General features: G+C 58.5%; 16 protein-coding genes. 3 read left to right on the top strand and 13 right to left on the bottom strand.

Annotated features, from left to right (window positions below):
• Positions 1-12: 12 nt before the first annotated feature.
• On the top strand, positions 13-939 hold the full coding sequence (locus MKS85_RS09315) for a LysR family transcriptional regulator (RefSeq protein ID WP_160891692.1): 927 nt from the start codon (positions 13-15) through the stop codon (positions 937-939).
• Between the two features lie 11 nt (positions 940-950).
• On the opposite strand, the gene MKS85_RS09320 is transcribed toward MKS85_RS09315, so the two are convergent.
• From MKS85_RS09320 to MKS85_RS09330, 3 genes are all read right to left on the bottom strand, one after another.
• Positions 951-1,313, bottom strand: a complete 363-nt coding sequence (locus MKS85_RS09320; protein ID WP_139051022.1) for a diacylglycerol kinase — start codon at positions 1,311-1,313, stop codon at positions 951-953.
• A gap of 69 nt (positions 1,314-1,382) precedes the next feature.
• Positions 1,383-2,036, bottom strand: coding sequence for a response regulator transcription factor ErdR (gene erdR, locus MKS85_RS09325; RefSeq protein WP_047230029.1), 654 nt, complete (start codon positions 2,034-2,036; stop codon positions 1,383-1,385).
• 224 nt (positions 2,037-2,260) lie between these two features.
• On the bottom strand, positions 2,261-3,004 hold the full coding sequence (locus MKS85_RS09330; RefSeq protein WP_047230028.1) for a tRNA-uridine aminocarboxypropyltransferase: 744 nt from the start codon (positions 3,002-3,004) through the stop codon (positions 2,261-2,263).
• A 181-nt stretch (positions 3,005-3,185) separates the two neighbouring features.
• Between MKS85_RS09330 and MKS85_RS09335 the strand changes: the two genes are divergently transcribed.
• On the top strand, positions 3,186-3,608 hold the full coding sequence (locus MKS85_RS09335; RefSeq protein WP_047230027.1) for a PA3611 family quorum-sensing-regulated virulence factor: 423 nt from the start codon (positions 3,186-3,188) through the stop codon (positions 3,606-3,608).
• Here the strand turns inward: MKS85_RS09335 and MKS85_RS09340 are convergent, their stop codons facing one another.
• The gene (locus MKS85_RS09340; RefSeq protein WP_160891688.1) at positions 3,609-3,803 is read right to left on the bottom strand and encodes a hypothetical protein; all 195 of its coding nucleotides are present in this window, start codon (positions 3,801-3,803) and stop codon (positions 3,609-3,611) included.
• Between the two features lie 450 nt (positions 3,804-4,253).
• Between MKS85_RS09340 and MKS85_RS09345 the strand changes: the two genes are divergently transcribed.
• Positions 4,254-5,372 (top strand): TIGR00730 family Rossman fold protein, encoded by a 1,119-nt coding sequence (locus tag MKS85_RS09345; protein ID WP_188251229.1) that lies wholly within the window; start codon positions 4,254-4,256, stop codon positions 5,370-5,372.
• Positions 5,373-5,418: 46 nt separating this feature from the next.
• On the opposite strand, the gene recX is transcribed toward MKS85_RS09345, so the two are convergent.
• The 9 genes from recX to MKS85_RS09390 all read right to left on the bottom strand — a co-directional run bounded on the left by recX (position 5,419) and on the right by MKS85_RS09390 (position 12,130).
• Positions 5,419-5,886 (bottom strand): recombination regulator RecX, encoded by a 468-nt coding sequence (gene recX, locus MKS85_RS09350; protein ID WP_107321595.1) that lies wholly within the window; start codon positions 5,884-5,886, stop codon positions 5,419-5,421.
• A gap of 8 nt (positions 5,887-5,894) precedes the next feature.
• Positions 5,895-6,947, bottom strand: a complete 1,053-nt coding sequence (recA, locus tag MKS85_RS09355; RefSeq protein WP_047230023.1) for a recombinase RecA — start codon at positions 6,945-6,947, stop codon at positions 5,895-5,897.
• 83 nt (positions 6,948-7,030) lie between these two features.
• Positions 7,031-7,531, bottom strand: a complete 501-nt coding sequence (locus MKS85_RS09360; RefSeq protein WP_047230022.1) for a CinA family protein — start codon at positions 7,529-7,531, stop codon at positions 7,031-7,033.
• Between the two features lie 69 nt (positions 7,532-7,600).
• Positions 7,601-8,137: a lysis system i-spanin subunit Rz gene (locus tag MKS85_RS09365; RefSeq protein ID WP_139051025.1), complete on the bottom strand. Its 537-nt coding sequence runs from the start codon at positions 8,135-8,137 to the stop codon at positions 7,601-7,603.
• Positions 8,119-8,682, bottom strand: a complete 564-nt coding sequence (locus MKS85_RS09370) for a glycoside hydrolase family 19 protein (protein WP_139051026.1) — start codon at positions 8,680-8,682, stop codon at positions 8,119-8,121. The genes MKS85_RS09365 and MKS85_RS09370 overlap by 19 nt, the downstream gene beginning before the upstream one ends.
• 76 nt (positions 8,683-8,758) lie before the next feature.
• Positions 8,759-9,319 (bottom strand): tail fiber assembly protein, encoded by a 561-nt coding sequence (locus MKS85_RS09375; protein WP_139051027.1) that lies wholly within the window; start codon positions 9,317-9,319, stop codon positions 8,759-8,761.
• Positions 9,320-9,326: 7 nt separating this feature from the next.
• Positions 9,327-10,427, bottom strand: a complete 1,101-nt coding sequence (locus MKS85_RS09380; protein ID WP_139051028.1) for a phage tail protein — start codon at positions 10,425-10,427, stop codon at positions 9,327-9,329.
• A gap of 27 nt (positions 10,428-10,454) precedes the next feature.
• Positions 10,455-10,964, bottom strand: a complete 510-nt coding sequence (locus MKS85_RS09385; protein ID WP_139051029.1) for a phage tail protein — start codon at positions 10,962-10,964, stop codon at positions 10,455-10,457.
• Positions 10,961-12,130 carry a phage tail protein gene (locus MKS85_RS09390; RefSeq protein WP_139051030.1) on the bottom strand — a complete coding sequence of 390 codons (1,170 nt, stop codon included), beginning with the start codon at positions 12,128-12,130 and terminating at the stop codon, positions 10,961-10,963. The genes MKS85_RS09385 and MKS85_RS09390 overlap by 4 nt, the downstream gene beginning before the upstream one ends.
• Positions 12,131-12,139 lie beyond the last annotated feature (9 nt).

Here is a 12,139-nt window from a genome sequence, read left to right on the forward strand (position 1 = left end):
GGTTATATCGATATGCGATTTACTCTACGTCAACTTCAAGTCTTCGTCGCCGTCGCCCAGCAAGAGAGCGTGTCCCGTGCCGCGGGCCTGCTCAATCTTTCGCAGTCGGCGGCCAGCACCTCCATCACCGAACTGGAGCGCCAGTCCAGCTGCCAATTGTTCGACCGCGCCGGCAAACGCCTGAGTCTCAATGCCTTGGGCAAACAACTGCTGCCCCAGGCGGTGGCGCTGCTGGACCAATCCAAGGAGATCGAAGACCTGCTCAACGGCAAGTCCGGTTTCGGCTCACTGGCGGTGGGCGCCACCCTGACCATCGGCAATTACCTGGCGACCTTGCTGATCGGCAGTTTCATGCAGCGTCATCCGGAAAGCCAGGTGAAGCTGCATGTGCAAAACACTGCCAATATCGTGCACCAGGTTGCTCACTATGAAATTGATCTGGGTCTAATCGAAGGCGACTGCAGCCATCCGGACATCGAGGTCCAGAGCTGGGTCGAGGATGAACTGGTGGTGTTTTGCGCCCCTCAGCATCCGCTGGCCAAACGCGGCCAGGCGAGCATGGAGGAACTGACCCATGAGGCGTGGATTCTGCGGGAGCAAGGTTCCGGCACCCGCCTGACCTTCGACCAGGCCATGCGTCACCATCGCAGTGCGCTGAACGTGCGTCTGGAACTGGAACACACCGAAGCCATCAAGCGAGCCGTGGAATCGGGCCTGGGGATTGGCTGCATTTCACGCCTGGCCCTGCGTGACGCCTTCCGGCGCGGCAGTCTCGTAGCCGTGGAAACCCCGGACATGGACCTGGCCCGGCAGTTTTATTTCATCTGGCACAAACAAAAATACCAGACGTCGGCCATGCGCGAATTCCTCGAACTGTGCCGGGCATTCACCGCTGGCGTGCAGCGCAGCGACGAAATCGTCCTGCCCCCCATTGCCTGAGCGCCGGGGCACTAGAGCAAAATCAGGCCCCACACCAAGGCAATCATGCTCAAAGCAACGAACTGAGCGGCACTGCCCATGTCCTTGGCATTTTTCGACAACGGGTGCAGCTCCAGGGAAATGCGGTCGATGGCCGCCTCCACCGCCGAGTTGAGCAACTCCACGATCAATGCCAGCAGGCAGACCGCAATCAGCAGCGCCTGCTCGACACGGCTGACATTCAGGAAGAACGACAACGGAATCAGGATGACGTTGAGCAAGACCAACTGACGAAACGCGGCTTCACCAACGAAGGCCGCGCGCAGGCCGTCCAGAGAATAGCCGGAGGCGTTGAGGATGCGTTTCAGGCCGGTTTGGCCTTTAAAAGGCGACATAAGTGGGCAACTGATCAAAAGGGGTGGAGAAACTAATTCAAACCCGGTCAAAAAAGCGTGAACAAAACGCTACGATTGCGGTGAAATGGACTCAAGTTGCTGCAGCAGCAAGGCCGCCTGGGTCCGGGTGCGCACATTCAGTTTACGAAAGATTGCAGTGACATGGGCCTTGATGGTGGCTTCGGACACGTTCAACTCATAGGCAATCTGCTTGTTCAGCAGACCTTCGCACACCATGGTCAACACGCGGAACTGCTGCGGAGTGAGGCTGGCCAGCCCTTCGCTGGCGGCCTTGGCTTCGTCGGATACGCTCACTGCTTCGAATGCCTGGGGAGGCCAGGACACATCGCCATCCAGGACCGCCTTGACGGCTACCTGGATCATCTCAAGGGAACTGGATTTAGGAATGAAGCCACTGGCGCCGAACTCCCGGGCCTTGACCATCACCGAAGCTTCTTCCTGGGCCGATACCATCACCACAGGAATTTGCGGGTATTGGCCGCGCAGCAAGACCAGCCCGGAAAAACCATAAGCGCCCGGCATGTTCAGATCCAGCAGCACAAGATCCCAATCGGCCTTTTCAGTCAGCCGGGCCTCCAGTTCCGCAATACTGGCCACTTCCGTGAGTCGGACATCGGGGCCCAGCCCCATGGTCACCGCCTGATGTAACGCGCTGCGAAAGAGCGGATGGTCATCGGCTATCAGGATTTCGTATGTGGCCATTTTTCAAATGATCCTGTTTTTAATGGCAGGCCTGATGCACTCACGCCTTGCCCAAGCAACTCAAGATACCGACATGCCGCGGCATCAAAGGGGTACGTTCAACGCCAACACGTAAAAACACGGCGTTTCAAACCTTGGCCGTACCCTAATCGGCGCCAAGCATGCCCAGCGAAACCGGGGTGGTCAAGCAGCACGGCCGCTACCGTGTTCAGTATGGGCCACTATTAAGCCAACACTGGCTGCGCCGTACGAATAAAGGGCTGCAACTCAGCGTGGGCCGCAGTGGACACATCCATCTCCTGCTGTCGTTTGGCACCCAGGTAATGCTGGCTGAACACATCGAAATAGGCATCCAGGGCCGAGGCAGCGTCACTGTCCCCAGCCAGTTCCAGACATAACGCCGCCACTTCGGCGGTGCACAGATGCTCGCTGCGAGTCGAGCGGCGCAAGCGGTAGCGCGACAGCCTGTCGGGCAGCAGGCTCAGAATCGGCAAACGGTCGAAATACGGGCTTTTACGGAAAATCTTGCGCGCCTCGGTCCAGGTCGCATCCAGCAGAATGAACAACGGACGCTTGCCCTGATCGAGGTTGACGGTATGTGTGACCCGCGATGGTTCGACATACTCACCGGGAAACACCAGATATGGCTGCCATTGCGGGTCGTTGAGCAGCGCCAGCAGTTGTTCGTCGACGTCGGTGCGTGACCAGATGAACGCGTGATTGTCGCGCACTACGTCAGCAATCAGCCAACCCGTGTTGCTCGGCTTGAACACTTCCTTGTTGGTCATGATCAGGCAGACACCCGAACGAGCCTCGACGCTCGGACGCCAGGCGCACAGGCAATGGCTCTCGATCACCCGGCAGGCGCTGCAACGGGGCGCGCGCCAGCCACGGGCCTGAATCGGCTTGATACCTTCATCGATGCGCAGGTCGCGCAGACGGGCTACGGCGTTAGGGGCATGGTTCATCGCAGGCGACGCCGACAGGCAGGGAAAATCGACACGAACAAGACTCGGCAGGATAAAGGCCGGCAGTCTACCAGAGCGCGCAAACCTGTACCGTCCACCCGGCCTACCCTATAATTCGCCACCACTGAACGCACAGCCATGTGACCGGTCGAACCACCAGTCACTGAACCAGGAGAGTTTCATGCTGCGCCTTATCGTCCCCACCGTTGCCGTGCTACTGGCGACGTCCGTCACCGCACAGGCCGCTTCGCTGAAAGAACTCGAACTGAACAAGATGCTGCGCAATGTAGCCGCGCAAAGCAGCGCCGGCACGCCCCGGGCAATCAACGAGGACATTCTCGACCAGGGCTATACCGTAGAAGGCACTGAGCTGATCAATCATCTGAGCGTGCAAAGCAGCCACGCCCAGAAAATGCGGGCCGACCCCAAGGCCGTCTATTTCCAGCTGGGTGCCACCGTGTGTACCAACCCAGGCTTGCGCAAATTGATGGCCCAAGGCGCGACCATGCGCTACGAGTTCACCGAAGTTAAGACCAATCGCCCCATTGCGACTGAGCGCTTCCAGGAATCCGACTGCCCGAAACCGGCCAAGACCAAAAAATAATCAACCCGAACTGGCGCGCCGCTGCTCATCGTCGGCGCGCAGTTCCGCCACCAGCGCCTGCAGGTAGCGCGAGCGCCATGCTCGGCCTTCCAACCGGCGACAGCACTCCTCCTCGAGGCTTACCCGATTAGCATGAGCCGCTTTCAACAGCGTCAGGTATAACTGCTTGTCGAGCTCCAAAGTTACTCTGGTCATCAGTCCCGCCTCCATGCCCGATCCACTTCAATCCATCGCGCAGCGTCCAGTCCTGGACGCGCCATAGCATTGAATGCTTGCTAATCAGTTAATCAGAGCGGCACGCACCTAGTTGGCAATCTGACGAGCGGCATGACATTTGAGCGGTTGCCAACGATATTTTTTGAGCGCCATGATCAAGACAGCGAAGATCAGCGCGAGGGACTAGATTCAAAAGTATCTCTTTGCTTAAGGCAGAACGAGGCTGCCCTACCGACACCTTTGCGCGTGACAGTTCTTTCATACAAGGGAAACGCAGAACCCGCAGGATGGCTTGGTCGCCTGTCGCACGCCGCGTCGAACCAGGTCGAACGTCCAGGCACGGTCCTGGGCTGACAACGACACACGGAGTGTCGTGGCCCTGACGAATCTCTCGTTCGGGCTGGGGTTTTGCCAAGAAGGAGAAGCTGAATGCCTTACAAACCGAATGACTTGCTGAGTCGTCATTTTGAGAACCATGGACACGACCTCACCCGCAAGGTCGAAGAGCAACTCAACCTGGTCTCCCCCAACAGCCCGAACCTCCCCATCTACCGAGACATGATCCTGACCGTCCTGCGCATGGCCCAGGAAGATCACAACCGCTGGAATGCCAAGATCACGCTGCAGGCCTTGCGAGAACTGGAGCACGCTTTTCGCACGCTCGAACAATTCAAGGGCCGACGCAAGGTCACGGTCTTCGGTTCGGCCCGAACGCCCATCGAACATCCGCTGTACGGCCTGGCCCGGGAACTGGGGGCGGAGTTGGCACGCTCGGACATGATGGTCATCACTGGCGCCGGCGGTGGCATCATGGCGGCCGCCCATGAAGGCGCTGGCCGGGACCACAGCCTGGGTTTCAACATCACCTTGCCTTTCGAACAGCATGCGAATCCGACCGTTGACGGCACGCAGAATCTGCTGCCGTTCCACTTTTTCTTCACCCGGAAGCTGTTCTTCGTCAAAGAGGCCGACGCACTGGTGCTCTGCCCGGGCGGTTTCGGCACCCTCGATGAAGCGTTGGAAGTGCTGACGTTGGTGCAAACCGGTAAAAGCCCGCTGGTGCCGGTGGTGCTGCTGGATGTACCGGGAGGCAAGTTCTGGCAAGGCGCCCTGCACTTCATCCGTGAGCAACTGGAAGAAAACCGCTACATCCTGCCCACCGATATGAAGTTGATGCGCCTGGTGTACAGCGCTCAAGAGGCAGTAGAGGAGATCAATCAGTTTTACAACAACTTCCACTCCAGCCGCTGGCTCAAACATCAATTCGTGATCCGTATGAATCACAAGCTGAACGAGCAGGCCCTTGGGCATTTGCAGGCGGAGTTTGCCGACCTGTGCCTCAACGATTGTTTTCATCAACACGCCTACGCCGGCGAGGAACACGACGAGGCCCGTTTCAGCCATCTGACCCGACTGGCCTTTACCTTCAATGCCCGCGATCACGGTCGTTTGAGGGAACTGGTGGATTACATCAACCTGTCGGAAAACTGGGCCCAGCCCGCCACCAAGGCCCAACCCCTCACCTGGGAGCCGATCAAGGTGACCTGAGTCCATAAAAAAACGGCCCGCTATCAAAATAGCGGGCCATTGTTGTTTAGTCGTCCATGCCGCGACCGCTGAATAAACGGTTGATCATTTCCATGGAATATCCTCGATATGCCAGGAAACGTCCTTGCTTGGCTCGCTCCCTAGCATCGATGGGCAGATGCCCTGAGAACTTGCGGCGCCAAGTGTCCATCAGTTGCGCCTGCCAATCGATACCGCTTTCGCGCAAGGCCAGTTCGATATCCGGGCGCTGCAAGCCACGCTGACCGAGTTCCTCACGAATTCGCAAGGGGCCGTATCCAGAGCGAGCGCGATAAGAGACAAAGCTCTCAAGGTAACGAGACTCCGACAACAAGCCCTCTTCCGTCAAACGGTCGAGGGCCGTGTCGATCAACTCATCTGGAGCGCCGCGCTGACGCAGCTTACGCGTCAGCTCGACTCGACCGTGCTCGCGCCTGGCGAGCAGGTCCATCGCGGTTCGCCGCACCGCGACGAGGTTATCGAGTACGACGGTCATCGAATCGATCAGATGTCAGCGTCAGCCAGGTCGTCTGCAGTCTCGCGGTTAGCCACCGACTTGACGTCCGCAACTGGGCTCAGAAGCTTGTCACGCAGTTGCTTCTCGAGGGTTGCTGCAATTTCCGGGTTATCCGCCAGGAACTTGGCCGAGTTGGCCTTGCCCTGACCGATCTTGGTGCCGTTGTAGGCATACCAGGCGCCGGATTTTTCGACGAAACCGTGCAACACACCCAGGTCGATCATCTCGCCATTAAGGTAGATACCCTTGCCGTAAAGAATCTGGAACTCCGCCTGACGGAACGGCGAAGCGACCTTGTTCTTCACAACCTTGACGCGGGTTTCACTGCCGACAACCTCATCGCCTTCTTTCACGGCGCCAGTGCGGCGGATATCCAGACGAACCGAAGCGTAGAACTTCAGCGCGTTACCACCGGTGGTGGTTTCCGGGCTGCCGAACATCACGCCGATCTTCATGCGGATCTGGTTGATGAAGATCACCAGGCAGTTGGCGTTCTTGATGTTACCGGTGATCTTGCGCAGGGCCTGGGACATCAGACGAGCCTGGAGGCCCACGTGCATGTCGCCCATTTCACCTTCGATTTCCGCTTTTGGTACCAGTGCAGCCACGGAGTCGACGATGATCACGTCAACGGCATTGGAACGCACCAGCATGTCGGTGATTTCCAGGGCCTGCTCACCGGTGTCCGGCTGGGAAACCAGCAGGTCATCGACGTTAACGCCCAACTTGCCGGCATATTCCGGGTCCAGGGCGTGTTCGGCATCGACGAAGGCGCAGGTCGCACCGGCTTTTTGAGCCTGGGCGATCACGGACAGGGTCAGCGTGGTTTTACCGGAAGATTCAGGACCATAGATTTCAACGATACGGCCTTTTGGCAGGCCGCCGATGCCAAGCGCAATGTCCAGGCCCAGGGAGCCGGTGGAGATGGAAGGAATAGCCTGACGGTCCTGATCGCCCATACGCATTACGGCACCCTTGCCGAATTGACGTTCGATCTGACCCAAGGCCGCAGCCAAGGCTTTCTTCTTGTTGTCGTCCATTAAAGTCCTCACGTAATCAATAAGGCCTGACGGCCAACACCTGTATAAGTAGCCAGTATTATTCCACAGCGATTGAGGATCGCCTACCCCTGATTTGAGATTTCTACAGCGGCATGTTGCAACAGCCCCTCTAGCGCGGCCTTCACCGTTTGTCGGCGGACCTCGTCGCGGTTACCCGGGAAGAATCGCTGCTCACTGATGACCGTCTCGCCAACGCCCCAGGCCAGCCATACAGTGCCCACTGGTTTGTTCGGCGTACCACCATCGGGGCCGGCCACGCCGCTGACCGCCACGGCAAAACGCGCCAGACTTTTTTGCTGCGCGCCCCGCACCATTGCCTCGACCACCTCGCGACTGACCGCCCCCACCGTTGCGAACAGCTCGGCCGGCACACCCAGCTGCTGAGTCTTCTGGCGGTTGGAATAGGTGACATAACCCGCCTCGAACCACGCCGAACTCCCGGGAATGCGGGTAATCGCCTCGGCAATCCCGCCTCCGGTACAGGATTCGGCCGTGCTCACATGGGCATTGACCCGCTGCAGGCGTCGGCCCAGTTCAGCGGCCAATTCGGTAATGTCGTCCATGATGCTCTCCTGATTCGATGCAAGGGCCCTACCGTACACGAGCATTCCAGGCTTGCAAGGCTCGCCGGATCAGCGCCCCAATGCCCTGACGTACGCCTGACAGGCTTGCAGAGCGATCAATCCACGATCCCCTGCGTCGGTGATGGCGATAATTCGTTGAGCATGCGCCGGGTCAAGTCGGGCGCGTGGGGGGCCATGATCCACGCCGCCGGCGCCGGCGGTGGCAGGCACTGCACAACCGGCGGCAACATCGTCGGCGTCGAGGAGGACTGACAGCCGGACATCGGCAGTAGCAAGACGATCGCGCAAGCGATCCTGGTCACGTTGGGCATCGCTCAAGGCTCGGTAATGGGATTGTTCGCTGGCGGAGAGTTGTTGTTCCAGGGCCAGGCGCTTGTCTTGCTCGGCCTTCTGTTGAATCGCTGCTGCCTGGGTGATTTGATTCAGCGTCTGCGCCTGGACCTGAGCCGCTTGCGCCAGTTGCCGGTCATAACGCCACGCCTGGACTTGCCAGGCCAACACCGCCGGGCCGCCGGCCACCAACGCCAGCAACACAGCAACACCAAAGGAGCGAGAAAAAAAAGGCATCAAACCGAAGGCTGACATAACACCGCCCTCGCCCGCGCCCAGAGTTGCAGACGATCCTGCAAGCCATTCAAACCGCCGTTGATACGGCGGGTGATGGTGTTGAACTGATCGCGGTCGGCCAGTTCGTTCAAACCGTTCTGATTCCAGAACCAGGCGGCAGACTCAGCCGCCCATTGCGGTTGCTCCAGCAGTTGCGGCAACGCCAACAGTCGTTCATCGCCGAACAAACCCAAGCTGCAACGTCGATAATTGTCACGCCCGGTAATCTGAATCAGGCCGCGACCACGATATTGCTGACCGTCACCGTCGGCCTGGGGCGTATTGCCCAGGCGAACGGCCAACGATCCCGTGTCGTACTTGCTGAGATATTGCTCACTGCCAAGTTCGCGCACGTAGCGCAATTGCCCTGATTCATGGCCAATCTGGGCCAGAAACGCGGCCATGCGTTTGGGTGTGTCGATGCGATGGTGCGACATGGCGGTGTTCAGCGCGGAAATAAAAACGCCCGCTTGAGAGCGGGCGTTGGGCATGATGTTGATGAGTTGCTGCGGTGTAACGTCCATGATCAGATCATCGAAAACACGTTATTGAAATGCCCGGCCAACCGGAGTGAGTGTTTGCCATTTTGCGGTGACGGTATTACAGGGCGGGCTCGGGCAAGGCCGGCCAGTTGATATCGCTAGGAAAACCGACCTGATGCTGGATGCGATTCAACTCAACGCTGTAGAGTTTCCACTCCATCAGCGTCAGTTGCTCCTGATCGCTCGCATCCCCGATGTCTTCGGCGTACTGGAAGGGAGCAATTCTTTGAACCGCTTCACGCAGCAATTTATCGCGTCTTGCCAAGACTTCGCGCTTGAGATCGACCTGCTGTAGAGCCTCGTCGAATACCCAGCGGTTCTCGTGCCATACATGGTAATTGCCCGGCCACGGCTCGGCTGTGTAGGTATCTGGCAACTCACCGAACTCGGTCCACTCCAGAAGAGCGCCGTTGTCCTTGCGATACACCGAACCACGCCAGTCCACCATTTCTCGAGGAACGCCATTGACCATGACCCAAGAATGATGGTCTTGGGCGGGAGGTAGTTCGAAGGAAAGTTGGATGCCGTTACCAGGGATCTGAATCCCCATCCCTGGGGTCACGAAAAGGTCTACCGGCCCCGATAGAACACCGGCGTCGTCAAACAGATAAATAAACATAGTCACCTCAGATCAGCTTGATTCGGGCGGGATAGGCGATGTTCCTGGGGCGGGTTTCAGTGCCGAAGCTCCCTATATTGCCGACCATGGCCGGACTGGAAAAAAACAGTGGATTTGGATAAGTCGTACCGACTATCCCTGTTGCAGGCGCAGCATTGACATCGCGGGTGACGTCCCAAGACGCATCAGCAATAGCAGGACCAGGGCGATTAGCACTTCCCGAGCTGGTGGGCAAATAATGGTTGTGGCTTTCAAGGGTATACATCTGTCTGCTGCCCGCCGAACGGTCAATATCTACCCCTCGTGCCTCATCCAATACGCGCAAGAACTCGCCGCGAATATCGGGAATCCGAAACGTTGTAGCCCCATCACCGCTCGTCCACGCGCCTTCATTTCCCGACCTACTGGCTTCGCTCACCAACGCACCGGACAATTGCGCGTGATCCCACAGCCACGGCCAATCGCTACGCACCAATAGGTTTCCGTTAAGCACTGCATACCCACCCGGAATGACTTGGCGAGTGCTCTCGAAAGAAACGCGCCCCAGCGCCGTTGCATCAAACCGGCCTACCGGCCACCAAGCTCCGGTTTCATCACTGCGCAAATGCCACCAATCGCCACTGCCCATCAATACCAGAAATGGATAGCCGCTGGCCGCCAGGTGGGTATGAAAGCGGATCCGATCGGTACCGGAAGCGCGCACCATCAGACGGTTACCACTGTTATCCACGCGACGCACAATCACATCGCGAACACCGAGCACCGCATTGGCCGCAGGTAGGGTTACTGTGCTCGCACCAGCACTTGAATCAATCAGCACCAGCCCCAACTCGTCGGCGGCCAACACCTTTGATGTGGTAAGCCGCGTGACAACTGAACGCATCGGACTACTACGCCCGAGAATGGTTTGCAGTGCCTTGATCAACTGACCGTTATCCGCTTCGGACGGCGTCATGCCGGCCGCGGAGATCACGCCCAGGATTTCCTGAGTGACACTGTTTCCCCATACTGCTGGAATCAACGACCCGGGAGTGCCCGCCAGCGGATTTTCATCCACAAACCGACCGTTCACCAGCCCGACGCTGGGAACACTTTTTGGATAATCCATGTTTTATTACTCTCTATGAGATGGGGCTCAAGCGCGAAGAGGTAGCGCTCGGATAGTCGTGAGCACATCATCAACGGCTTGGCTGGCAAGATCCGCCTTGCCTTTGGCCATGTGTGCGCGAATCTGTGCCTTGGCCTTGAGACGCAGTTCGCGAAGCGCCAGCAGGTTTGCTTCAAATTCGGCGGCCTTGGCGAGAATCTGATCCGCCGCCTGCTTGGCTGTGCGCCCTTTGACGACCCACGCAGAAACGGACAACGGAACCAATTTTTTCGGGTAGCCCTGATCCTTGAAGGCCTGCGCCTCCAGGGCGGCTTGTTGGTATTCCAAGGCACGCAAGGGATCACCGGCCAACGTGCGGCGGGCGCTGTCGGCAGCGGTATCGACCGTGGCGCACAAGCGTTCGGCTTCCTGACGCAACTGCTCGGCGGCATTCTCTTCGGTAAGCACCCACGTACCGTCCTCCCAGATATGGGCGGAAGAAGGCGCAGGCGAGCGAAGTCCATCTTCGTATTGGTGCAGCTCTTGAATGACTTTCATCGGATCAGCTCCCAAGACAGGTGAACATTGACTGCGTTGGTAAAGTTGACGGCGATGCCCACGCTGTAATCCGTCAGGGCCTGGTGCCCCTTGATCCCCATGCTCAATAGCAACTCGTCGCTATCGGCATTGGTGGCGCCCAATGTGTGCTCGGCCTGGTACGACTGCCAAAGCGAACGCGACTGGGCATGGTCAAAACTGGCTGTAACTGTGGCGACCGTTACATCATTGACAACGTTATTGGAGAACAACACGCACATTGCCATTGGCGCACTTGCGGGATTAGCCCAACCCATCGCGTTGTTGCCGGGAGTTACTGAGACAGGTGACAGGTAGCTGTAATTGCCCCCGACCCACCCAGCCTGAACGAATGTCAGCGACGTCACTGCATTCGGTGGAGGAGTAGGATTACCCGCCACAAGCCGCGCCGCCCGGGCGTGCGGATCGAGCGGCAAATAAACCACCCCAGTCCCATTTAAAGTTTGCGTCCAGGTCAATTGAGCACGGTTATAGATCGTGCGAATCGTCGGCAAGGAGCCCGGCGCCCCGGTCATCACCCAGGCCAGGCAGATGTCCAGGGGCGTCGACGCAAACCCACCGCCGGACGCGCCGTTGACAGTCCCCTTCAAGGACTCCGGCGGGAGGTCATACAGGCTTCCACGCTGCACATAGAATGTCAGTGCGCCGCCTATGACCTGTGCTCTTAGAAAATAGCTGGCGCTGGGCAACAGATCGGCGCTGCTCCACGCCGTCGTCACGTAGGTACGTGAACGGCCCAACCGTCCACTCACCACGTCTTGTCCGATGCTGATGTACACACCCATCGGAATCGAAACGCGGCCGCCGCTGGTGGACACGGCCGTAGGCGTTACTGCCAGACGGGCATCCGCCGTTGCAATCGTCGGCAGCGACAAAGCGGCGATCGGAAGCGCGAGATCCTGGTTCCAGCCCTTGGCGGCGACCGACTGAATCGCTTCGAGTAATTGATCGTTTTGGGTTTCATCTGGCGCCAGATCCCCCGCCTTGATGACATTCACAATCTCCTGCGTCACCCCATTCCCCCAGGCCGCCGGAATCAACGACCCCGGCGTCCCGGTCAACGGGTTTTCATCCACGAACTTCCCATTCACCAGCCCGGCGCTGGGCACACTCTTCGGATAATCCATTCATCTACT

It is taken from the genome of Pseudomonas sp. JL2, assembly GCF_031570495.1.
In the GTDB taxonomy this organism is placed as follows: Bacteria; Pseudomonadota; Gammaproteobacteria; order Pseudomonadales; family Pseudomonadaceae; genus Aquipseudomonas; species Aquipseudomonas rhizophila.